This is a genomic window from Nonomuraea sp. NPDC050790 (assembly GCF_044456745.1).
In the GTDB taxonomy this organism is placed as follows: domain Bacteria; phylum Actinomycetota; class Actinomycetes; order Streptosporangiales; family Streptosporangiaceae; genus Nonomuraea.
Map to the genome: position 1 here is coordinate 1,080,562 of NZ_JBITGF010000002.1, position 22,195 is coordinate 1,102,756.

Annotated in this window: 19 protein-coding genes; 14 read left to right on the forward strand and 5 right to left on the reverse strand. The window is 70.2% G+C overall.

Annotated features, from left to right (window positions below; all coding sequences use genetic code 11):
* Window positions 1-34: 34 nt before the first annotated feature.
* The 3 genes from ACIBEJ_RS13370 to ACIBEJ_RS13380 are packed head-to-tail and all read left to right on the forward strand — an operon-like array spanning window position 35 to window position 2,615.
* Window positions 35-772, forward strand: coding sequence for a LytR/AlgR family response regulator transcription factor (locus ACIBEJ_RS13370; RefSeq protein ID WP_397182935.1), 738 nt, complete (start codon window positions 35-37; stop codon window positions 770-772).
* Window positions 769-1,134 carry a hypothetical protein gene (locus ACIBEJ_RS13375; protein WP_397182936.1) on the forward strand — a complete coding sequence of 122 codons (366 nt, stop codon included), beginning with the start codon at window positions 769-771 and terminating at the stop codon, window positions 1,132-1,134. The genes ACIBEJ_RS13370 and ACIBEJ_RS13375 overlap by 4 nt, the downstream gene beginning before the upstream one ends.
* Window positions 1,131-2,615: a cation acetate symporter gene (locus ACIBEJ_RS13380; protein ID WP_397182937.1), complete on the forward strand. Its 1,485-nt coding sequence runs from the start codon at window positions 1,131-1,133 to the stop codon at window positions 2,613-2,615. The genes ACIBEJ_RS13375 and ACIBEJ_RS13380 overlap by 4 nt, the downstream gene beginning before the upstream one ends.
* Here ACIBEJ_RS13380 and ACIBEJ_RS13385 read toward each other — a convergent pair.
* Entirely contained in the window at window positions 2,612-3,592 is a 981-nt protein-coding gene (locus ACIBEJ_RS13385; protein ID WP_397182938.1) for a LacI family DNA-binding transcriptional regulator, read from the reverse strand. The two genes, ACIBEJ_RS13380 and ACIBEJ_RS13385, sit on opposite strands and share 4 nt — an antisense overlap.
* 11 nt (window positions 3,593-3,603) lie before the next feature.
* Here ACIBEJ_RS13385 and ACIBEJ_RS13390 point away from each other — a divergent pair, with 11 nt between their 5' ends.
* The 9 genes from ACIBEJ_RS13390 to ACIBEJ_RS13430 all read left to right on the forward strand — a co-directional run bounded on the left by ACIBEJ_RS13390 (window position 3,604) and on the right by ACIBEJ_RS13430 (window position 15,573).
* On the forward strand, window positions 3,604-4,767 hold the full coding sequence (locus ACIBEJ_RS13390; RefSeq protein WP_397182939.1) for a trans-sulfuration enzyme family protein: 1,164 nt from the start codon (window positions 3,604-3,606) through the stop codon (window positions 4,765-4,767).
* 31 nt (window positions 4,768-4,798) lie between these two features.
* Window positions 4,799-6,052: an ABC transporter substrate-binding protein gene (locus ACIBEJ_RS13395; RefSeq protein WP_397182940.1), complete on the forward strand. Its 1,254-nt coding sequence runs from the start codon at window positions 4,799-4,801 to the stop codon at window positions 6,050-6,052.
* The gene (locus ACIBEJ_RS13400) at window positions 6,049-6,948 is read left to right on the forward strand and encodes a carbohydrate ABC transporter permease (protein ID WP_397182941.1); all 900 of its coding nucleotides are present in this window, start codon (window positions 6,049-6,051) and stop codon (window positions 6,946-6,948) included. The genes ACIBEJ_RS13395 and ACIBEJ_RS13400 overlap by 4 nt, the downstream gene beginning before the upstream one ends.
* Complete coding sequence (locus tag ACIBEJ_RS13405; protein WP_397182942.1) at window positions 6,929-7,756, forward strand: carbohydrate ABC transporter permease; 828 nt, start codon at window positions 6,929-6,931, stop codon at window positions 7,754-7,756. Before ACIBEJ_RS13400 ends, ACIBEJ_RS13405 begins: the two co-directional genes overlap by 20 nt.
* 66 nt (window positions 7,757-7,822) lie before the next feature.
* Window positions 7,823-10,675: a glycosyl hydrolase family 95 catalytic domain-containing protein gene (locus tag ACIBEJ_RS13410; protein ID WP_397182943.1), complete on the forward strand. Its 2,853-nt coding sequence runs from the start codon at window positions 7,823-7,825 to the stop codon at window positions 10,673-10,675.
* Window positions 10,672-12,957: a glycosyl hydrolase family 95 catalytic domain-containing protein gene (locus ACIBEJ_RS13415; protein ID WP_397182944.1), complete on the forward strand. Its 2,286-nt coding sequence runs from the start codon at window positions 10,672-10,674 to the stop codon at window positions 12,955-12,957. Before ACIBEJ_RS13410 ends, ACIBEJ_RS13415 begins: the two co-directional genes overlap by 4 nt.
* 247 nt (window positions 12,958-13,204) lie before the next feature.
* Window positions 13,205-13,537 carry a DUF485 domain-containing protein gene (locus ACIBEJ_RS13420; protein ID WP_397182945.1) on the forward strand — a complete coding sequence of 111 codons (333 nt, stop codon included), beginning with the start codon at window positions 13,205-13,207 and terminating at the stop codon, window positions 13,535-13,537.
* On the forward strand, window positions 13,534-15,135 hold the full coding sequence (locus ACIBEJ_RS13425; RefSeq protein ID WP_397182946.1) for a cation acetate symporter: 1,602 nt from the start codon (window positions 13,534-13,536) through the stop codon (window positions 15,133-15,135). The genes ACIBEJ_RS13420 and ACIBEJ_RS13425 overlap by 4 nt, the downstream gene beginning before the upstream one ends.
* A 66-nt stretch (window positions 15,136-15,201) precedes the next feature.
* Window positions 15,202-15,573 carry a DUF1801 domain-containing protein gene (locus ACIBEJ_RS13430; RefSeq protein ID WP_397182947.1) on the forward strand — a complete coding sequence of 124 codons (372 nt, stop codon included), beginning with the start codon at window positions 15,202-15,204 and terminating at the stop codon, window positions 15,571-15,573.
* A gap of 244 nt (window positions 15,574-15,817) precedes the next feature.
* Here the strand turns inward: ACIBEJ_RS13430 and ACIBEJ_RS13435 are convergent, their stop codons facing one another.
* Window positions 15,818-16,747, reverse strand: coding sequence for an aldo/keto reductase (locus ACIBEJ_RS13435; RefSeq protein ID WP_397182948.1), 930 nt, complete (start codon window positions 16,745-16,747; stop codon window positions 15,818-15,820).
* A gap of 68 nt (window positions 16,748-16,815) precedes the next feature.
* On the opposite strand from ACIBEJ_RS13435, the gene ACIBEJ_RS13440 reads away from it, so the two are divergent.
* A complete protein-coding gene (locus ACIBEJ_RS13440) occupies window positions 16,816-17,856 on the forward strand; it encodes an alpha/beta hydrolase (protein WP_397182949.1) in 1,041 nt (346 codons plus the stop codon).
* 78 nt (window positions 17,857-17,934) lie between these two features.
* On the opposite strand, the gene ACIBEJ_RS13445 is transcribed toward ACIBEJ_RS13440, so the two are convergent.
* Window positions 17,935-19,440: an MFS transporter gene (locus ACIBEJ_RS13445; RefSeq protein ID WP_397182950.1), complete on the reverse strand. Its 1,506-nt coding sequence runs from the start codon at window positions 19,438-19,440 to the stop codon at window positions 17,935-17,937.
* Window positions 19,437-19,997, reverse strand: a complete 561-nt coding sequence (locus ACIBEJ_RS13450; RefSeq protein WP_397182951.1) for a TetR/AcrR family transcriptional regulator — start codon at window positions 19,995-19,997, stop codon at window positions 19,437-19,439. The genes ACIBEJ_RS13445 and ACIBEJ_RS13450 overlap by 4 nt, the downstream gene beginning before the upstream one ends.
* A gap of 125 nt (window positions 19,998-20,122) precedes the next feature.
* Between ACIBEJ_RS13450 and ACIBEJ_RS13455 the strand changes: the two genes are divergently transcribed.
* Entirely contained in the window at window positions 20,123-20,668 is a 546-nt protein-coding gene (locus tag ACIBEJ_RS13455) for a TetR/AcrR family transcriptional regulator (RefSeq protein ID WP_397182952.1), read from the forward strand.
* Here the strand turns inward: ACIBEJ_RS13455 and ACIBEJ_RS13460 are convergent.
* Entirely contained in the window at window positions 20,606-22,081 is a 1,476-nt protein-coding gene (locus ACIBEJ_RS13460; RefSeq protein ID WP_397182953.1) for a wax ester/triacylglycerol synthase family O-acyltransferase, read from the reverse strand. The genes ACIBEJ_RS13455 and ACIBEJ_RS13460 overlap by 63 nt on opposite strands.
* Between the last annotated feature and the right edge of the window lie 114 nt (window positions 22,082-22,195).

Genomic DNA, 22,195 nt, shown 5'->3' on the forward strand with positions numbered 1-22,195 from the left:
CTTTTATCACTGTCAATGGATCGGAAGGAGCATTGTGGCTGGCTTGCGCGTCCTGGCGGTCGACGACGAACTTCCGGCCCTGGAGGACCTGTCGTACCTGTTGCGCGCCGACCCGCGCATCGAGGAGGTGCTGACCGCGCGCGACGGCGCTGCGGCGCTGCGGCAGCTCGACCGCGGCATCGCCGAGGGCCGCCCGGTCGACGCGGTCTTCCTCGACATCAGGATGCGCGGGCTGGACGGGGTCGTGCTGGGCCGCCTGCTGGCGCAGTTCGCCAACCCGCCGCGGGTGGTGTTCGTGACCGCCTACGAGGAGCACGCGGTCGACGCGTTCGAGATCAAGGCCGAGGACTACCTGCTCAAGCCGGTACGCCCGGAACGCCTGGCCGAGGCCATCCGTCGCGTGGCGTTGTCCTCCGACGTCGTCCTGGACGGCGAGGACGCCGACACGATCCCGGTCGAGCTGGGCGGCGTGACGCGGTTCGTCTCCTCTGCCGATGTCGTGTACGTGGAGGCGCACGGCGACTACGCTCGCCTGCACACCCAGACCGGCACCCACCTGGTCCGCATCCCGCTCAACACGCTGGAGGAACGCTGGGCCTCGGCCGGGTTCGTCCGGGTGCACCGCAGCCACCTGGTCGCGGTCAAGCACATCGAGGAGCTGCACATCGACTCCGGCAGGTGCACGGTGACGGTGGGAAGGACGGAGATCCCGGTGAGCCGCCGCCACACCCGCGAACTGCGCGACCTGCTCGTCAGAAGAGCCAAGCGATGAGCGGCCGCCGGGTCACCGTCACCAGCCCCCGCACCGCCGCCGCGCGCCGCCGCCGCTACCCGGCCACGCGCGAGATCGACGAGCAGACCGTGGTCGGCGAGGTCTACATGCGCTCGCTGCTGCGCACGCAGTTCCGCCTGGCGCTGTTCGTCTGCACCGTGCTGGCCTGCGTGATCGGCGGGCTGCCGCTGCTGTTCCTGCTCCTGCCGCACGTGCGCGACCTGCACCTGCTCGGCGTGCCGCTGCCGTGGGCGGTGCTGGCCGGCCTCATCTATCCCGCCTTCGTCGCGGGCGCCTGGCTCTACGTACGGCAGGCCGAACGCAACGAGCGCCACTTCGCCGACCTGGTCGAGCGCAAATGAGCCTGACGGCGGTCGTGGTCGTCGTCCTGGCCGCGGTGCTCATCGGCGCGTTCGGCATCCGGTTCTCCCGCACCACCTCCGACTTCTACGTCGCCTCCCGCACGGTCAGCCCGCTCTGGAACGCCTCGGCCATCGGCGGCGAGTACCTCTCGGCCGCCTCCTTCCTGGGCATCGCCGGCCTGATCCTCACCTACGGCATCGACATGCTGTGGCTGCCGGTCGGCTGGACCGGCGGCTACCTGGTGCTGCTGGTCCTGGTCAGCGCCCCCTTGCGGCGCTCGGGCGCGTACACGCTGCCGGACTTCGCCGAGGCCAGGCTGGAGTCCATGGCCGTGCGCCGCACGGCGAGCGTGCTCGTGGTGCTGATCGGCTGGCTCTACCTGATGCCGCAGTTCCAGAGCGCGGGCCTGGTGCTGCGCACGATCACCGGGGCGCCGGTCTGGGTCGGCGGGCTGCTCGTGGCGGTCGTGGTGGCGGTCAACGTGCTGTCGGGCGGGATGCGCTCGATCACGTTCGTGCAGGCGTTCCAGTACTGGCTGAAGCTGACCGCGCTGGCGGTGCCGCTGGTGTTCCTGCTGCTGGCCTGGAAGCGCGACGGCGCGCCCGGGCTGAGCGCGGCCGACGCGGCGACCTGGCAGATGCCGCTGGGCAGCGGCAAGGAGTACGGGCTGTACTCCACGTACTCGCTGATCCTGGCGACGTTCCTGGGCACGATGGGGCTGCCGCACGTGCTGGTGCGCTTCTACACCAATCCCGACGGTCGGGCGGCGCGGCGTACGACGCTGGTGGTGCTGACCCTGCTCGGCGCCTTCTACCTGCTGCCCGCCGCCTACGGCTGGCTCGGCCGGCTCTACACCCCCGACCTGGCCCGCACCGACGCGGTCGTGCTCACGCTGCCCGGCGCGATGGTCGGCGGCACCCTGGGCGACCTGCTGACCGCGCTGGTGACGGCGGGGGCGTTCGCGGCGTTCCTGTCCACCTCCTCGGGGCTGACGGTGTCGGTGGCGGGGGTGATCGCGCAGGACCTGCTGGGCGGCGGGGTGCGCTCGTTCAGGATCGCCACGCTGATGGCCGTGGCGGTGCCGCTGGCGCTGGCGCTGTGGGCGCGTTCGCTGCCCGTCGCCGACGTGGTGGGGCTGGCGTTCGCGGTGGCGGCCTCGTCGTTCTGCCCGCTGCTGGTGCTCGGCATCTGGTGGCGGCGCCTGACCACGACGGGCGCGCTGGCCGGGCTGTTCGCCGGGGGCGGGCTGGCCTGCTGCGCGGTGCTGGCCACGATCATCGGCGGGCCGTACGACGGGGTGCTCAACGCGCTGCTGGCGCAGCCGGCGGCGTGGACGGTGCCGATCGCGTTCACCGTCATGGTGGCGGTGTCGTTCCTGACCCCGCACCGGGTGCCGCCCGGCGTGGCCAGGACGATGGTGCGCCTGCACACGCCGGAGGACCTCGACCTGGACCGCGGCGACTGGCGGCCCAAGGGCTAGGGGCAGGGCCCGCGTTCGCCGGAGCCGCGCACGACCAGCTCCACCGGTACGGTCACCCGGCGCGGCCGTCCCGACGGGTCGAGCAGGAGGCCGACCGCGCTGCGGGCGATGCGGTCGATGTCGTAGCGGACCACGCTCACGCCGGGGTTGAAGACCTCGGCCAGCGCGAAGTCGTCGAACCCCACGTAGGCGGGACGTTCCCGGCGCTCGCGCAGGGCCTGCAGGATGCCGATCGCGGCCCGGTTGTTGGTGGCGAAGAACGCGGTCGGCGGGTCGGCCAGGTCGAGCAGCCGGGTGACCTCCTGCGAGACCCGCCACGGGTCGAACACGCCGTGCACGACCAGGCGCTCGTCCGGCTCGCCGAGCGCCTGGCGGTAGCCGGTGGCCCGGTCGTGCACCGAGTTCAGCCGCACGTCGTCGGAGATCAGCGCGATCCTGCGGTGGCCGTGCGCGCGCAGGTGCTCGGTGGCCAGGCGGCCGCCCTTGAGGTCGTCGAGCAGGACCACATCGCTGTCCTGGCCGGGCGGCAGCCGGTCGACGAAGACCGTGGTCAGGCCGGTGTGCCTGGCCAGCCAGGCGTGGTCGCCCGACGACGGCACGACGATGAGCGAGTCGACGCCGCGGGCGTACATGGACTCGACCAGCATGCGCTCGCGCTCGGGGCGCTCCTCGTAGGAGCCGAACACGACCAGCGCCTCGTGCTCGGCCGCGGCCGCCTCGACCGCCTTGGCAAGGCGGGAGTAGAACTCGTTGGAGATGTTCTCCATGACCAGGCCGATGGTCAGCATCGTGGCGCCTCTGGCCAGCCGGGCCGCCGCCTCGTTGCGGCGGAAGCCGAGGGCGCCGATCGCGGCGCGTACCTTGAGCTGGACCTCGGCGCTGACGTGCGGCTCCCGGTTGACGACGCGGGAGACCGTCTTCAGGCTGACGCCCGCGTACCTGGCCACGTCGGCCATGGTCGGCTTGCGCGCTGTCATACTCTGCCCCCATGGATGACGAATGGATCTGCGGCCGCCTCGGCGAGGACGAGCCCTGGCTGCTCGGCGCGGTCAACCCGCCGGTGTTCGAGAACTCCCTGTTCACCTTCCGCACCGCCGGTGAGCTGGGGGAGGCGATCAGGGACGAGGACGAGCGCTACGTCTACTGGCGCGGCACCAACCCCACGGTCGACCTGGCTCAGCGCAAGCTCGCGGCGCTGGAGCGGGGGGAGCGGGCCAAGTGCTTCGCCTCCGGCATGGGCGCGATCTCGGCCACGATCTCCTCGCTGGTGTCGGCGGGCGACCACGTGCTGGTGCTGGGCGCCGTGTACGGGCCGACCACCCAGTTTCTGCGCTATCTGGAGAAGTTCGGCGTCACGCATACGCACGTCAGCGATCTCGACGGGTGTGACAGCGCTATCAGACCGAGCACGCGCCTACTCTACTTCGAGTCGCCGTCCTACATGCGCTACGAGGTCTTCGACATCGCTGCCGTCACCGGCTGGGCCAGGGAGCGCGGCCTGGTCACGGCCATGGACAACACCTGGTCCACGCCCATCTTCCAGAAGCCGCTGACGCTCGGGGTGGACCTGGTGCTGCACTCGCTGTCGAAGTACGTGGGCGGCCACAGCGACCTGGTCGGCGGCGTGGTGGCCGGCCCGTCGCGGCTGATCAGGCCGCTGGCGCTGACGGAGTACCAGCTCTACGGCGCCGCCATGTCGCCCCACGACGCGGCCAAGGTGATCAAGGGCCTGCGCACGCTGCCGGTGCGGATGGCCGCCCACCAGGAGCGCGGCCTGGCCGTCGCCGCCTTCCTGGACGGGCACCCGGCCGTCAGGGTCGTCAACCACCCGGGCCTGCTGTCCCACCCCGGGCACGCCCAGGCCAAGGCTCAGATGAGCGGTTTCTCCAGCCTGTTCAGCATCGAGCTGGACACCGACTCGCGCGAGGAGGCCGCTGAGTTCCTGGACCGGCTGCGGCACTTCCGCATCGGCGTCTCGTGGGGCGGCTTCGAGTCGCTGGTCAACGCTCCGGCGCTGTCGGTTGAGGAGAGCGTGCGGGCCACCATGGGCATCCCCGTCGGCCTGGTGCGGCTGTCGGTCGGCCTGGAGGCGGCGGACACATTGATCAAGGACCTCGGTCTAGCGCTGGAGGGGGTCGGTCGCCTAGCGTGACTGACAGCGCTGTCACATCTATGGAGGCGTCGTGAAATCCTTCCTGGCCCTTGCCGCCCTCACCGTGGTGCTCGCGGGCTGCGGGTCGTCCTCCGGCTCAGACCCCGGCGAGGTACGGCTGCGCATGGTCGAGAGCCTGACCAGCCCGGAGCGCACCAAGCTGCTCAAGTCACTGCTAGCCGACTTCGAGAAGGCCAACCCGGGCGTCAAGGTGGAGCTCATCTCGCCGCCGCTGGACAGCGCCGACCAGAAGATCACCCAGATCCTGCAGACGAAGAAGGACCTGGACGTGCTGGAGGTCCGCGACCACACGGCCAAGTCCTTCTCCAACAACGGCTGGCTCGGCGAACTGCCCACGACCCAGTGGAGCGGCTGGGCCGACCTCACCGACCTGACGAAGAAGAAGGCGGTCGAGGTGGGCGGCAAGCCGTACCTCATCCCCTACGGCTTCTACCAGCGCACGCTCTTCTACCGCACCGACTGGGGCCTGGCCGCGCCGCCGAAGACCTGGCAGGAGCTCTACGAGGCGGGCAAGAAGATGACCGGCGGCGAGCGGTTCGGCTACTCCTTCCGCGGCGGCAAGGGCGGCGCCGACTACGCCGTCATGATGATCAGCGCCTACAACGGCGAGGCGCTGAACCCGGACAAGTCCTTCTTCCTCAAGGACAAGCGGACGATCTTCTCGACCCCGGAGGCCGCCCAGGCGCTCGACCTGTTCGTCAAGATCTTCAAGGAGGCCTCGCCGCCCGACTCGGTCTCCTGGGCCTATCCGGAGATGGTGCAGGGCTTCACCTCGGGCGTCACCGGCATGCTCATCCAGGACCCCGAGGTGATCAAGACGGTCGAGGAGAGCGGCGTCAAGGCGTGGTCCACGGCGCCGATCCCGAAGGGCCCGAGCGGGTACGCCTACCAGCCCGTCGGCTACGCGGGATGGGGCGTCACCTCCTTCACCAAACATCGCGACCAGGCGGTCAAGCTGGTGCAGTTCCTGTCGGAGTCGCAGCAGAGCATCCGCTTCGCCAAGGGCAACTCGCTCATCCCGATCTCCAAGCAGGCCCAGAACGATCCGCAGTTCTCGCAGGGCGCGTGGAAGGCGTACCTGGAGGCGCAGCAGGACCCCAAGCAGGTGATCACGATCCGGCCCGTGGACTACCCGGGATGGAGCCAGTTCCTCGTCGACTCCGACCGTGACGTGCAGGCGCTGCTGACCGGCAAGAAGAGCGCGGCCGACGTGCTCAAGGCCTGGGACGCCTTCTGGGCCGACCAGGCGAAGAAGGTCTCGTGACCAAGCGGGCCTTCACCGGGCGCAGGGCGGCGTTCATCGCGCTGTGCCTGCTGCCCGGGATCGTGTTCGTCGTCCTGTTCACGTACTGGCCGATGGTGCGCGGCAGCGTCATGGCCTTCCAGCGCTACAACCTGTTCGACCTGACCCAGACGCCGTTCGTCGGCCTGGAGAACTTCGCCGCGGTGCTGGCCGAGGAGCGGTTCTGGACCTCGCTGCGCAACACCGGCACCTGGGTCGTGGTCTCGCTGTTCTTCCAGTTCGTGCTGGGCTTCGGGCTGGCGTTGCTGCTCAGGAGGCACTTCAGGGGCCGCGGGCTCTACCAGGCGTGGGTGTTCTTCCCCTGGGCCATGTCCGGGTTCCTGATCGGGCTGCTGTGGCGGTGGATGTTCAACGGGCAGTTCGGCGTGATCAACGACCTGCTGCTCAAGACGGGGATCATCGACCAGCGCATCGGCTTCCTGTCCTCGCCCGGCTGGGCGATGACCTCGGTCATAGTGGCCAACGTCTGGTACGGCACGACGTTCTTCGCCATCATGATCATGGCCGCGCTGCAGTCGGTGCCCAAGGAGCTCTACGAGGCGGCGGGCGTGGACGGCGCCGCCAGGCTGCGCCAGTTCTGGCACGTCACGCTGCCGCACATCCGGCCCACGCTGGCGCTGATCGTGCTGCTGCGGATCATCTGGATCCTGAACTTCCCCGACCTGATCTACTCCATGACCGGCGGCGGGCCGGCGGGCAGCACCGACATCGTCACCACCTTCCTCATCCAGCAGGTCATGGGCGGCGACTACGGCCGGGCGGGCGCCGTCGGGCTGCTGGTCCTGGCGCTGCTGCTGGCCTTCAGCATCTTCTACCTGAACGTGACGAGGTCCGCCGATGGCGAAAAGGCTCGCTAAGGGCGTGAAGGCGGCCGTGCTGGGCGTCTGGCTGCTCATCACCGTCTTCCCGCTCTACTGGATCGTCGTCACCTCGCTCAAGCCCAAGGCCGAGATCTTCTCGATGCCGCTGGAGTACTGGCCGGACACGCTCACCTTCGAGCACTACGCGGAGCTGTTCGAGTTCGCCGACTTCGGCCGCTACCTCGCCAACAGCCTGATGGTCTCGCTGGTCGCGGCGGCCGCCGTCACCGTGATCGGCGTGCTCGGCGGCTACACCCTGGCCCGGTTCAGCTTCCCCGGCAGGGGCGCACTGATGCTGGCGTTCCTGGTGACCCAGATGATCCCGCTGTTCATCGCCCTGGGTCCGCTCTACCTGCTGATGTCCGACCTCGACCTGCTGAACCGGCTGGCCGGCCTCATGGTCGTCTACGTCGCGATGCTGGTGCCGTTCTCCACGATCATCATGCGCGGCTTCTACGAGCGGGTGCCGGTCGCGCTGGAGGAGGCGGCCCAGGTGGACGGGGCCTCGCGGCTGTCGGCGCTGGTGCGCGTGGTCATCCCGGTGATGCTGCCGGGGATCGCGGCCACGTTCATCTTCGCGTTCGTGCAGTGCTGGAACGAGCTGTTCCTGGCGATCACGTTCATCGACAGCGAGGACGCCAAGACGGTCCCCGTCGCCATGAACTCCTTCATCACCCAGTACGACATCGACTGGGGCTCGATGGCCGCCGCGACGGTCGTCTCGGTGATCCCGACGCTCATCCTGTTCGCCGCGATCCGCCGCTACATCGTCGAGGGCTTGACCGCCGGGGCTGTCAAGGGTTGACAATCGCGCGTGATCCTCCTAATCATCAGATGAATCGCCCAGTGAGCACCCCCACTCGGAGGATTCATGCCCGAATTACCGGCCTCTAGACGCTCATTCCTCGGAGGTTTAGTCGTCGGCGGTACGGCTGCCGCCCTGGCCCCCGCACCCCCGGCCGACGCGGTGACCCTGGAGCGGAGCGGCCTGCTCCCCATCCGGGATGAGATGCGCCATGAGCACGAATGGGCCAGGTTCCTGAAAAATCAGGACCTGGTGTGGGCGCGCTTCCCCCGCCAGTGGTACGACGGCCCCTTCCTCGGCAACGGCTTCCTCGCCTCCACCGTCTACATGCCCGACGGCCTGAACGGCGTCCGGTTCGACATCCAGCACAGCGAGGTCCAGGACCACCGCCCGAACATCGACGCCAAGTACGGCCTGTGCCGCCTGCCGATCGGCTACCTGACGCTGGAGCCCAAGGGCACGGTGACCGCCATCGACTGGCGCCTCGACCTGTGGAATGCCGAGTTATCCGGAAATATCACCACCTCGCTGGGCAAGGTGGCGTTCACCGCGTATATCCATGCGGACCGGCAGATCATGCTCGTCACCCTCCGCACCGACGCGGCCGAGCGCGACACGAAGTGGACCTTCCACCCGCTCCCGTCGATCAGCCCGCGCCAGATCACCAACCCCGACCCCGGCTACCAGCCGAACCCGCCGCCCACCCTCCGCACCGAGGGCGAGGTCGACCTGTGCGTGCAGCCGCTGCTGGTCGGCGGCCACTACATCACCGCCCACAGCGAGGCCACCCGCGACGACGAGCGCCTGCTCTACGTGACCGTCACCCACTCCCACCCCGGCACCACCGCCGAGGAGCCCGCGATCGAGCGGATCAGGAGCGCGCGCGCCCGCCCGCCGAGCATCCTGCGCAAGTCACACCGCGCCTGGTGGCACGCCTTCTACCCCAAGAGCTTCATCTCCGTCCCCGACCAGCGGCTGCAGAGCTTCTACTGGATCCAGCTCTACAAGATCGCCTCGGCGACCCGCGAGAACGCCCCCGTCATGGCCACCACAGGCCCCTGGCTGCAGCCCACCGGCTGGCCCAACATCTGGTGGAACCTCAACGTCCAGCTCGAGTACTGGATGATCAACGGCTCCAACCATCTGGAGCTCGACGCCCTCAGCCGCACGGTCGACCAGCACCGCCAGGTCCTCATCGACCACGTGCCCGCCGCCTACCGCCACGACTCCGCCGGGGTCTCGCGCAGCTCCGACATGTACGCCCGCGGCGCCCAGCTCGGTATCCCCGGCCAGGGCTCACCCGAGATCGGCAACCTCACCTGGGCCCTGCACAACGTCTGGCTGTCCTACCGCCACACCATGGACGCCGACGTCCTGCGCGACGTGCTCTTCCCGCTGCTGCGCCGTTCCGTCAACTACTACCTGCACTTCCTCACCGAGGGCGCGGACGGCGGGCTCCACCTCCCGCAGACCTTCAGCCCCGAGTACGGCGGCGCCCCCGACTGCACCTACGACCTCGCCCTCCTGCGCTGGGGCTGCAAGACGCTCCTGGAGGCCGCGAAGACGCTCAAGCTGGAGGACCCGCTGCGCCCCCGCTGGCAGGAGGTGCTCGACCGGCTCACCGGCTACCCCGTCGACGCGAGCGGCTACATGATCGGCGCGGGCGTGCCGTTCGCGAAATCCCACCGCCACTACTCCCACCTGCTGCAGATCTACCCGCTGTACGAGGTCACCTGGGAGCAGCCGGACAAGCGCGACCTCGTCGAGCGCTCCCTCAAGCACTGGATCGGCTTCACCGGCGCCCTCCAGGGCTACAGCTTCACCGGCGCCGCCTCCATCGCCGCACAGATGGGCAGGGGCGACGACTCCCTGCACTACCTGCACGAGCTCATGCGCCAGGGCTTCATCAAGCCCAACACCATGTACCGCGAGGGCGGCGGCCCGGTCATCGAGACGCCGCTGTCGGCCGCCCAGTCGATGCACGACATGCTGGTGCAGAGCTGGGGCGGCCTGATCCGCATCTTCCCCGCCGCGCCCGCCGCGTGGGCCGACGTCACCGTGCACGACTTCCGCACCGAGGGCGCCTTCCTCGTCTCCGCCGTACGGCGGGCCGGCGCCACCCGCTGGGTCAGGGTAAAGAGCCTGGCAGGACAGCCCTGCACGGTCCGGCACGGCATCCAGGGCCGCGTCCACGTCCTGGGCGCCCGCTCGAAGGACCTGGGCGGCGGCGTCATGGAGCTGACCCTGCGCAAGGGCCAGGAGGCCCTGATCTTCGCCGCCGGAACCAGGGACTTCACCGTGGCCCCCGTGAAGATCACCACGCCCGGCGAGCCCTGGGGCCTGCCGCCGGTGCCGCCGCCCGGCCCCACGACGCCGGTGGACCTGTCGTCCTGGTTCGACAACGACGGCGTCTCCTCCCACGAGCTCATGACCGACGGCGACTTCGACGGCTCCGGATACACCTACCCGGCCGAGGAACTGCCGCCCGCCGGTCCGCTCACGCACGAGGGCCTCACCTTCGCCTTCCCCGCCACCGGGGACGGAGCCAGGAACAACGTCACCGCCCAGGGCCAGACGATCCCCGTTCCCCAGGGCCGCTACCGGCGGCTGTGGCTGCTCGGCGCCTCGGCCTTCGGCGACGCCTCGGGCCGGCTGGTCGCCACCTACGCCGACGGCACCACTGCCGAGGTCCCGTTCACGCTGCCCAACTGGACCGGCCAGCCGCCCGCGGGCGGGCACGAGGTCAAGCGGTGCACCCACCGGCACGGCACGGCAGGGCCGAGCACCTCGAAGGTCGCCCTCTTCACCGCGCCCTGCGCGCTGGACCCGGCCAGGGAACTGCGCTCGCTGACCCTGCCCACGTTGACCAGGCCCCAGGCGCACGTCTTCGCGCTGTCGCTGGAAGGAACCCCGAAGTGACGGAAATCTCCCGGCGTTCGCTGGTCGCCGGGGCGGGCGCGATGGGCGCCGGTGTCCTGGCCGGCGCGGCGCCCGCCGCCGCCACCCCGCCCGCGGTCTCCGCCGGGTCGCCCGCGTCCTGGGCGCCCGCCGGGCGGGAGCACGACGACGTCCACGACGAGGTGCTGCGCGGCGCCGCGCTGAAGTGGAAGCGGCTGCCGAGCGGCTGGACCGAGGGCCCGTTTCTCGGCAACGGCTTCCTGGCCGCCCACGTCTACCACGTCGGCGGCGAGGGCAACGTGCTGCGCTTCATGATCAACCACAACCACGTCCAGGACCAGCGCGGGCAGTGGGAGGCCGCGATCGGCTACTCCCGCCTGGGCGTCGGCTACTTCACCCTCACCTTCGCCGGATCGATCACCGCGGTCGACTGGACGCTCGACATCGCCACCGCCGAACTGTCCGGCACCGTCACCACCACCCAGGGCGGCGTCCGCTTCACCGCGCTCATCCTCAACCACCAGGACGTCATGCTCGTCTCCACCGAGCCGACCCTGGGGGAGGAGGCCGTGGCCTGGGCGTTCGTGCCGCTGCCCTCGTCGACCACCCGCCAGCAGCGCCGCCCGCCCGACTACACCGCCAACCCCGACCCCACCGTCACACCCGGCTACGTCGAGCAGCCCATGCACGCCGGCGGCGGCTACACGACAGCCTGGAAAGAGGTACGGCACGGCGGCCGGCGCCTGCTCGCGGCCACGATCGTCTACGGCTACCCCGACTCCACCGGCAGGGACAAGGCGGTCAGGACCGTGGAGAAGGCGCTCAGCCGCGCGCCGGACGCGCACGTGGCGCTGCACCGCCTGTGGTGGCACCGCTTCTACCGGCGCAGCCTCGTCTCGGTCCCCGACAAGCGGGTGCAGAGCTTCTACTGGATCCAGCTCTACAAGCTCGCCTGCTGCACCCGCGACGACGCGCCCGTGGTGCCGGTGTTCGGCCCCTGGTTCCCCGAGAGGGGCAACAACTGGACGCAAATCTGGTGGAACACCAACGTCCAGGTCACCTATCCGGTCGCCAACGGCTCGAACCATCGCGAACTCGACGCCATCACCCCCACCTTCCGCCGCCACCACCACAACCTGGAAGGCAACATCTGGCCCGAGCTGCGCGACGGCAAGACCTACGCCCTGTGCCACCCGGGCGACTGGCAGCTCCGCTCGGGCCCCCGGTACGTGGGCAGGCCGGGCGTCAACCCCAACGACCACACCGGCAACCTGATCTGGGCGCTGCACAACGCCTGGGTCACCTACCGCCACCACATGGACGACAAGGTGCTGCGCGAGGTCATCTACCCGGTGCTCACCAAGGCGGTCAACTACTATGCCCGCTTCCTCACCGAGGGCGCCGACGGGCGGCTGCATCTGCCGGAGACCCGTTCGCCGGAGCTGGCCAACGCCGCCGACTGCACCTACGACCTGTCGCTGCTGCGCTGGGGCGCGGCCACCCTGCTCGGCTCGGCCGAGCGGCTCAGGATCGACGACCCCCTGAAGAAGCAGTGGGCCGACATCGGGGCGCGGCTGGTGCCATACCACGAGAACGAGAACGGCGTGATGATCGGGGCGGGTGTGCCGTTCGCCGAGTCGCACCGGCACTTCTCGCACCTGCTGTGGCTGTATCCGCTGCAGGAGAAGCTGGAGCGCAGGACGTTCGAGCACTGGGTGAGCATGCAGGAGCGCTGGCACGGTTACAGCTACGCGGCCGCGTCCTCGATGGAGACGCTGTTCGGCAACGCCGAGCGGGCGCTGTGGCACCTGAAGTTCTTCGTGGACGGCAACATCCAGGACAACTGCCAGATGACGCCCAACACCATGTACCGGGAGGGGACCGGGTTCGCGATCGAGAGCCCGATCTCGGCGGCGCAGTCGTTGCTGGACATGCTCACGCAGAGCCATGGCGGGGTGGTCAGGGTGTTCCCGGCCGTCTCGGCCGGTTGGGCGGACGCCTCGATCGCGGGGGTGCGGACCCAGGGGGCGTTCGTGGTCGACGCCTCGCGGCGGGCGGGCCGTACCGACTGGATCAGGGTGCGCAGCGAGGCGGGGGAGCCGCTGGCGCTCCAGCACGGGATCGAGGGCGAGATCGAGGTCAGGGACGAGCGCGGCAGGCGGCTGCCGTACCGGGGGGAGGGGACGATCGGCATCCCGCTGCGCAGGGGGCAGAGCGCGGTCGTCAGCAGGAAGGGCGTGCGGCCGGACCGGCCGCGCGACGTCGGCGCGAACGGCCAGGTGCCGCCGTGGGGCCTGCCTTAGCTTGCTTGATTACGTAGCGTAGCTGCGTGTATACAAGTCAAGCGGTCGTTTTTCTTGAATGCCCGGACTTATCCCGTGGAACGAGGGTGATTACCGCTTATCGCGTCAAACGGACCTTTCACCGCAGGCCACGCCCAACTAAACGCCACTCGGCGGCGGCTCGCCGAACGGCGTGCCTGTGGACCTCCACGGAGGGTAGTTTGCGCTCTTACCTTGTGCGTGATCCCCATCACACTAAGCGGGAGGCATGGTGACAACTCAAGAACACGACGCGTCGGTCTACGAACGGGTTCAGCAGAGCAGTGAGTTCCAGGAACTGAAGCGCCGCTTCCGCGCCTGGACATTCCCGATGACGGTCGCGTTCCTCGTCTGGTACCTCCTGTATGTCGTGCTGTCCGGCTGGGCGCGCGACTTCATGGGCATTCAGGTGCTCGGCAACATCAACATCGGATTGATCCTGGGCCTGCTGCAGTTCGTCTCCACCTTCTTGATCGCCTGGGCGTACGCCAGGCACGCGGAGAAGAAGCTGGACCCGCTGGCCGACAAGCTCCGGCACGAGGTCGAGGAGCAGACCAAGTGAGTTCGTCAACGCTTTCCACGATCCTGTTCCTGACGTTCGTGGCCGCAACGCTCGGCATCACCTTCTGGGCCAGCCGCAACACCAAGACCGCCGCCGACTACTACGCCGGCGGGCGGTCCTTCACCGGTGTCCAAAACGGCCTGGCCATCGGCGGCGACTACATGTCGGCCGCGTCGTTCCTCGGCATCGCCGGCATGATCGCGCTGTCCGGCTACGACGGCTTCCTGTACTCCATCGGCTTCCTGGTGGCCTGGCTGGTGGCGTTGCTGCTGGTCGCCGAGCTCATGCGTAACTCGGGCAAGTTCACGATGGCCGACGTGCTGGCCTTCCGGATGAGCCCGCGCCCGGTCCGCACCGCGGCCGGCGTCTCCACCATCGTCGTCAGCATCTTCTACCTGCTGGCCCAGATGGTCGGCGCGGGCGCGCTGGTCGGCCTGCTGCTCGGCATCACCAGCGCCGAGGCCAAGAACTGGACGATCGTGGCCGTCGGCGCGCTGATGATCGTCTACGTGGTGTTCGGCGGCATGAAGGGCACCACCTGGGTCCAGATCGTCAAGGCCGTCCTGCTCATGGGCGGCGCGGCGCTGATCACCGTGCTGGTGCTCGCCAAGTACAACTTCAACCTCTCGGCGCTGCTCGGCGCGGCCACCGAGGCCAGCGGCAAGGGCGCCGCGTTCCTCGAACCCGGCCTCAAGTACGGCACCGAGGCCCAGGGCCTCATGGGCAAGATCGACCTGATCAGCCTCGGCCTCGCGCTCGTGCTCGGCACCGCCGGCCTGCCGCACATCCTGATCCGCTTCTACACCGTGCCCACCGCCAAGGACGCCCGCAAGTCCGTCCTGTGGGGCATCGGCATCATCGGCTCGTTCTACCTGCTGACGCTGGTGCTCGGCTTCGGCGCGGCGGCGCTGGTCAAGATCCCGGCCTCCGACACCGCGGGCAACACGGCCGCGCCACAACTCGCGGCGGCCATCGGCGAGAACTTCTTCGGCTCCGTCGGCGGCACCGTCCTGCTCGCGCTCATCGGCGCCGTCGCCTTCGCCACGATCCTGGCCGTGGTCGCCGGGCTCACGCTGGCCTCCTCCTCCAGCTTCGCCCACGACCTGTACGCCCACGTGTTCAAGAAGGGCACCGCCACCGAGCGCGAGGAGGTCGTCGTCGCCCGGGTCGCCGCCCTGGTCATCGGCGCCGCCTCCATCGGCCTCGGCATCCTCGCCCAGGGCCAGAACGTCGCGTTCCTCGTCGCGCTGGCCTTCGCGGTCGCCGCGTCGGGCAACCTGCCGGCGATCCTGTACAGCCTGTTCTGGAAGCGGTTCAACACGGCCGGAGCCGTCTCCGCCATCTACGGCGGCCTGATCTCCTGCCTGATCCTCGTGGTCTTCTCGCCGGTGGTGTCCGGCTCGAAGACCGCGCTGATCAAGGGGGCCGACTTCCACCTCTGGAACCTGTCCAACCCCGGCATCATCTCGATCCCGCTCGGCTTCTTCTTCGGCTGGCTCGGCACCGTGCTCAGCAAGGAGTACAACGCCGCCAAGTACGCCGAGATCGAGGTCCGCTCGCTCACCGGCGTGGGCGCGGAGAAGGCCACCGAGCACTGACCGCGTCGGGGCGCCCTGAATCCGGGGCGCCCCACCCGGGTCTGGTCCCGGCGATAGAGTTTTGTCATGGAAGACCAGGCCGCCGCGCTGCTCGCCACGTGTACACCGGAGATCCGCACCCTGGCCGGAGCCACCCGAGACTTCCTGCGCCGGTTGCTGCCGGACGCGCACGAGGAGGTCGACGAACCGGCCCGCCTGATCGCCTACACCTACCAGCCCGGCACGTACAAGGGGCTGATCGTGGCGATCGCGCTGCATCAGGCGCACATCAACCTCATGTTCGCCCGTGGCGCCGACCTCCTCACCCAGGACCCGACGGCGCTCCTTGAGGGCACGGGCAAAAAAGCCCGCCACGTGAAAATCTCCACCGAGGCGGCTTTGTCCAGCCCAGATCTCGCCTCTCTCGTCACCGCCGCCTCCACGCTCACATTGCGCTGAGCGTTTTCGTTTCTTTTGCCGCTTTTTTGGGGTTACGGCAAGCCCAGTGGGCGCCTCCCGCCGCCGTGAGTGGCGCGTCCGTGCGAGGTGGCCGGCAGTCGGACAGGCTTTCTCGCCGCTACAACGCACGTTTGCCCGGTCGCCATGCCCCGCGTTGCCACGCATATGTTTTAGTTTTTGGTTTTTGCGTGATGTGGGTGATTCTGCCGCCCGCTCCGGCTCGGGCGGCATCGCTTCGTTCGGGTCAGAGGGTTGAGGCTTTGGCCAGGGCGGCGTGTTCTTCGGCGCTCAGGGCCAGGCGGGCTCCGGCCATCAGCGGCTTGAGCTGCTCCGGGGTGCGGGCGCTGGCGATCGGGGCGGTGATCGTGGGCTGGGCGGCCAGCCAGGCCACGGCGACCGAGGCGGGCTCCACGTCGCGGACGGCGGCGATCTTGGCGAGGGCGTCCAGGACGCGCAGACCGCGCTCGGTCTCCAGGTAACGGGACGCGGCCCCTGCCCTGGGGCTGTCCACGGTGACGCCGGGGGCGTACTTGCCGGTCAGGAAGCCGCGGGCGAGCGCGTGATAGGGCGTGGTGGACAGGCCCTCGCGGGCCGCGACGTCGCGCAGCTCGCCCTCGTAGCCGCGCTCCATCAGGTTGTACGCGGGCTGCAGCGCCACGTACCTGGCCAGCCCCTCGTCGTCGGAGACCCGCAGCGCCTGCGCCAGGCGTGGGGCGGAGTGATTGGAGGCGCCGATGTGGCGGACCTTGCCCTCCCGCACCAGCGCGTCGAAGGCGGCCAGTGTGTCGGCCAGCGGCGTGGCCTCGTCGTCCACGTGCGCCCAGTAGAGGTCGATGCGGTCGGTACGCAGGCGGCGCAGGCTGTTCTCGACCGCGGTCCTGATGGTCCTGGGCGCCAGGCCCTCCCATCCGGACAGCATGCCGACCTTCGTGGCCAGGACGATGGAGTCGCGGTTGCCGCGCTCGACCATCCAGTCGCCGATGATCCGTTCGGCGGTGGACTCCCCGGTCGCCCACGCGGGATAGACGTCGGCGGTGTCGACGAAGTTGCCGCCGCCCTCGACGTAGGCGTCCAGGACGGCGTAGGCCGCCTCGCGGTCGGCCGTCCAGCCGAAGACGTTGGTGCCGAGGCAAAGAGGGAACACGGACAGGGCCGTGGTGCCGATCGATCTCACCTCGCTATTATCCGCGCATCCAACAGCGGTCCCGCCGTCAGGTCCCGGGCGCCGCGGGAGGAGGGCCGATGCGAGCCCGGATGCGTGGCTGTCTGGCGGGGGCGTTCGTCGCGGGCGTGCTGTTCGTGCTGGTCATGATCGTGCTGAAGGCCGACTGGACATCTCAGGTCGGGAAATATGCCGAAAAATCGCCCGACCCCCAGCCCCCAGCCTCGGCCCAGCCCTCGACCTCGCCCCAGCCCTCGGACTCGGCCTCGCCCAAGCCCTCGCAGTCGTCCAGCGGCTCGTCCGAGGTCGAGGTGCTGGACGAGAACCGGCTGGACGCGCGCCGCCTGGAGCTCACCCTCCGCTCGCCCGCCCTCGACGCCATCACCAAGGTACGCCTCCTGCTCCCGAGGAACTGGGACGAACAGGAACGCTGGCCCGCGCTGTGGCTCCTGCACGGCGGCCTGGACGACCACACCTCCTGGACCGCGAAGACCGACGTGGACGCCCTCACCCGCGACGACGCCCTCATGGTCGTCATGCCCGACGGCGGCCGCTGCGGCAGCTACTCCGACTGGTGGAACGGCGGCGCGGGCGGCCCGCCGAGATGGGCCACCTACCACCTGAAGGAACTGCTCCCCCTGCTGGAGTCCCGCTACCGCGCCGGCCCGTCCCGGGCGATCGCGGGCTACTCCATGGGCGGCCAGGGCGCCATGCTGTACGCGGCAAAAGGCGGCTTCAAGGCCGCAGCCTCCTTCAGCGGCGCCGTGCACATCCTGGCCGACGGCGTCCCCCAGGCGGTCATGGCGGGCACCACGCTCGGCTGCGTCGGCACCGACTGGAAACGCATCTGGGGCGACCCGGACCGCGAGCGCGCGAACTGGCGCGCCCACAACCCCTACGACCAGGCGGAAAATCTCAGGGGAGTCCGCCTGTACGTGGCCGCGGGCGGCGGCGACCTGGTCGAGGATCTGGCCGCCCGTGCCGCCCGCGCCTTCACCGGCCGCCTGCGGGACCTGGACATCCCGGTCACCACCCACTTCTACCGAGGCGGTCACCACCACACCTTCTGGCAACGGGAGCTACGGCGCGCGTACCCCATGCTCAAGGGCGCGCTGCGATAGAGGGCACGCTTCAGCCGTGGGCGGGCCTCAGTGAAGGGCGCGCTGCGATAAAGGGCGCGCTGCGGTGACGGGCAAGCTTCAGTGATGGGCGGCGCCGATGTCGAGCGTGCGCGGCGTCAGCTTCCACACCGCCACCGCCGCGAGCAGCATCAGCGCCGCGCCCACCGCGCCGGTCAGCGCGAGCGAGTCGCCGAAGGCCGCCCTGGCCTGCTCGGCCAGCCGTGCCCCCTGCGCCCCGAGCGTGGCGGCCACGTCGAGCGCGCCGCCGATCGACTCGCGGGCGACCTCCGCCTGCGGCCCGGCGTACGGCAGCGCCGTACGGTAGACGGCCGCCGCGACGCTGCCCAGGACGGCCACCCCGAGCACCCCGCCCACCTCGTAGCTGGTCTCCTCGATGGCCGCGGCGCTGCCCGCCTTCTCCAGCGGCGCCCCCGACATGATCACGGCCGAGGCGATCGCCAGCGACCCCATCCCCGCGCCGATGAGCAGCAACGCCAGCGCCACCCACCCGTAGACCAGCGGCGCCACGAACAGCACCAGGAACCCCAGCCCCGCCACGACCAGCCCGCCGGCCAGCACGGTACGCGCCCCGATCCTCTCCGCCAGAGCAGGCGCCAGCGGCGACAGGATCAGCGCGGCGACGGCCGTCGGCAGCAGGCGTACCCCGGTCTCCAGCGGCGTGTAGCCCTGCACGAGCTGCATCCACTGGGCCATGAGCAGCATCATCGCCGCCATGGCGATCGAGGTGGTGAGCGCGGCCAGCACCCCGGAGGTGAACGGGCCGCTGCGGAACAGCCTGACCTCCAGCAGCGGGTCGGGGCGGCGCAGGCTGCGCAGCACGAACCAGGTCAGCGCCAGCGCCCCGACGGCCAGGGAGATCAGCGCGGTCGGGTCGGTGAGGCCGTCCTTGGCGAAGTGCTTGATCGAGTAGACGAGTCCGACCATGCCGACGACGGACAGGACGGTGCCGAGCGCGTCCCAGCGGCCGGGGCTCGGGTTGCGCGACTCGGGCAGCAGGAACAGGCCGGCGAGTACGGCGACGGCCATGACCGGCACGTTCACGAGGAAGGCCGCGTGCCAGCTGAAGTGCTCCACCAGGAAGCCGCCGAGGATCGGGCCGAGCGCGCCGCCGACCGCCGCCATCGCCGACCACACGCCCAGCGCGGTGGCGCGCTCGCGCGGGTCGGTGAACAGCGCGCGGATCATCGACAGGGTGGACGGCATGATCATGGCGCCGCCCACCCCGAGCAGGGCGCGCACCGCGATCACGGCGCCGGGGCTCTCGGCCCACATCACCAGGATCGAGGCGAGCCCGAACACGCTGAAGCCGGTCAGCAACATCCTCTTGCGTCCCCACCGGTCGCCGAGCGCGCTGGCCGTGACCAGCAGGCCGGCCAGGACCAGCGAGTAGACGTCGACCATCCACAGCAGCTCGATGGCGCCGGGGCGCAGGCTCGCCGAGATCGCGGGCAGGGCCACGTTGAGGATGGTCATGTCCATGACGACCAGCAGCAGGCTGGCCGACAGGACGGCGAGTCCCGCCCATCTGCGCCGGTGCGCGACGGGCGCGGTGGTGAGCGTCATGAGGTCCCCCGATAGAACGTTTCAAGGAAGAGGGTGGGCACGTCACGGCGTGCCACGTCCCCGCGCCGCATGCTCTCCCGCACGGCCACGAGCAGGCCGTACACGATGTTGCTTACCCAGCGTGGCGGCAGGTCCGCGCGCAGGACGCCGGCCCGCTGCGCGGCGGCGAACAGGTCGACCTCCAGCGCCTCCAGCTCGCCGGCGCGGCGCTCCAGGTCCTGCCGGCCGTCCATGGTGTGGTCGGTGAGCGCGAAGCCGTGCTCGTCGGCGTGGGCGAGGTGGCCGGTCAGCAGCTCGTCGATCACCCGTCTGAGCGCTTCGGCGTCCAGGTCCGCGCGCAGGGCGTCGGCGAGGCCGACGGTGGCGTGCGTCTTCGCCCAGGCGTCCAGGGCCCGAGTGGCCAGCTCGTACTGCAGGTCGGCCCGGGTGCTGAAGTGCCGGTGCAGGGTCGCCCTGCTGATCCCGGCGGCCTGCGCGATCTCCGCCATCGAGGCGTTCGGCGCGTGGTTGAGGTGGTGGATCGCCACGGCGACGATCTCGTCCCGGTTGGCCGCCATCGCACACCCTCGTCTCTTTTGCGACATTGATGTCTCAAACGATACATCACTGTACGACGGGGTCTGTACGGTGATCTCCCCTGGACGGCATGGCCGCGTGTCACCAGTGGCGATATCGTTCGGCTGTGGTGATCGGTGACGCGCGAACGCGCATCCTGGACGCGGCCGAGGAGCTGTTCGCGGGCGGTGGCTACGAGGCCACTCCCACCGCGGTCATCGCCAAGCTGGCGCGGGTGCCCAAAGGGCTGGTCTTCCACTACTTCCCGCGCAAGATCGACGTGCTGGTGGCGCTGATCGACGAGCGCACCCTCGTCGAGGAGGCGCGCGAGGTCGACGCCGTGCCGGGCGACCCGGCGGGCACGCTGTCCAAGCTGGCCCGCAGGCTGCCGCTGCGCGCCTCACCGGCGATGCGGCGCATCCTGTTCCGCGAGGCCGACACCCACCGCTCGGTCAAGGAGCGCCTCGGGCGGCTCAACGGCGAGCTGATCAGGCGCTCCAGGTTCGCGCTCGAACTCGCGCTCCCCGGCCGGCGCGGCGAGACCGCGCGCCTGGAGGTGGCGGCGGCCACGTTCGCCGCCGTCCTGCTCTACCAGGAGAACCTCTGCCAGCTAACCGGTCACCAGATCGACCCCGACGCCGTCGCCGAGCTCATCGCCCACTCGCTCATCTAGCAGCTCCTCCAGCGCGGCGCGCAGGTGGCGCAGCAGCGACCACACGTCGTCCAGCCGCTCGGGGCAGGCCACGACACCGAAGTCGAGCATGCCGTCATAGGAGAAGCAGGTGATGTTGACCCCGCCGCTCAGGTCGGTCAGCACCGAGATCGGGTAGTACGACAGCACCCGCGCCCCGCACAGGTACAGCGGGAACTGCGGGCCAGGCACGTTGCTGACGATCAGGTTGATCGGCGGGAAGGCCATCGCCGCCAGCCGGAAGACCGCCGGCGAGGCCAGCCGCGTCACCGGCGGCGGCAGCAGGGCGCACAGCTCGTGCAGCCAGTTCGACGAGGCCGCGGCGAAGCGGCGCTTGGCCGTGCGCATCATGGAGCGCGTCGCGTGCAGGCGGGCGTGCGCGCCGTCCACGTTCGTGGCCAGCGGGGTGATCATGGCGGAGATCTGGTTGCCGACGAACTGCCCGGCGTCCGCCGTGCGCACCGCCACGGGCACCGCCGCGATCAGCGGCTCCTGCGGCAGCGCGTCCCGCTCGCGCAGCCAGGCCCGCAGCGCGCCCGCGCACAGGGCCATGACCACGTCGTTCACGCTCATGCCGTGCGTCCTGGCGACGTGCTTGACGTCCTTGAGCGGCACCGATCCGAACGACAGCCGCCGCTCGGCGCTGATCGGCCCGTTGAACGGCGTGCGCGGCGCGCTCAGGCCGGGCAGCTCGGGCCGCGGCCGCCGGTCGCCGGTGAGGAGCCTGGCCGTCCGCGCGATCCGCCGCGCCCCCGGCAACGCCGCCGCGAGGGGGATCGCGTCGAGCTCGCCCGCGGCCCTGGCCAGCGAGCCGAGGGCGCGCACGGGGTGAGTGGCCGCGCGTACGGCGACGCCGTACAGCATGTCCGCCAGACCCGGACCCCGCTCGGCCGGCGGCGGCGTGACGTCGATGACCCGGGGCTCGGGGGAGAGGTCGAGCAGGGTGGCGAGCGTCTCCGCGCCCGAGACGCCGTCGATGGCGGCGTGGTGGACCTTCGTGTAGACCGCGACCCTGCCCCCGGCCAGCCCGCTCAGCAGGTGCATCTCCCAGAGCGGCCGGGCGCGGTCGAGCGGCGCGGCGTGGATGCGCGCGACCGCCTCGGCGAGCTGGTACTCGCCGCCCGGCGCGGCCACCTCCGTCTCGAACAGGTGGTTCGCCAGGTCGAACGCCGGGTCCGGCTCCCAGTACGGATGGTCGAGCCCGAACGGCACCTCGCTCAGCCGCAGGCCCAGCGCGGGAGACAGGTGCATGCGCGTACGCAGCAGCGCGGCCAGCGTCTCGCGGTCCAGGACGCCGCCGAGCGGGTCGAGAACGGCCAGCCCCGCCACGTGGGCGCGCGTCGTCGCGGACTCGGCGTTGAGGAACTGCGCGTCGAGTGCGGTCAACTGGCGCATCTGCTCTTCTCCCGGGTGTTCGGTCGCATGGCCAGGTTCACATCGCGCGGTTTCCTGGACGTTTCCGCGAGAGTCTTGCAGATGAATTCGGATGCTCCGCGCGAACCCGCAGCT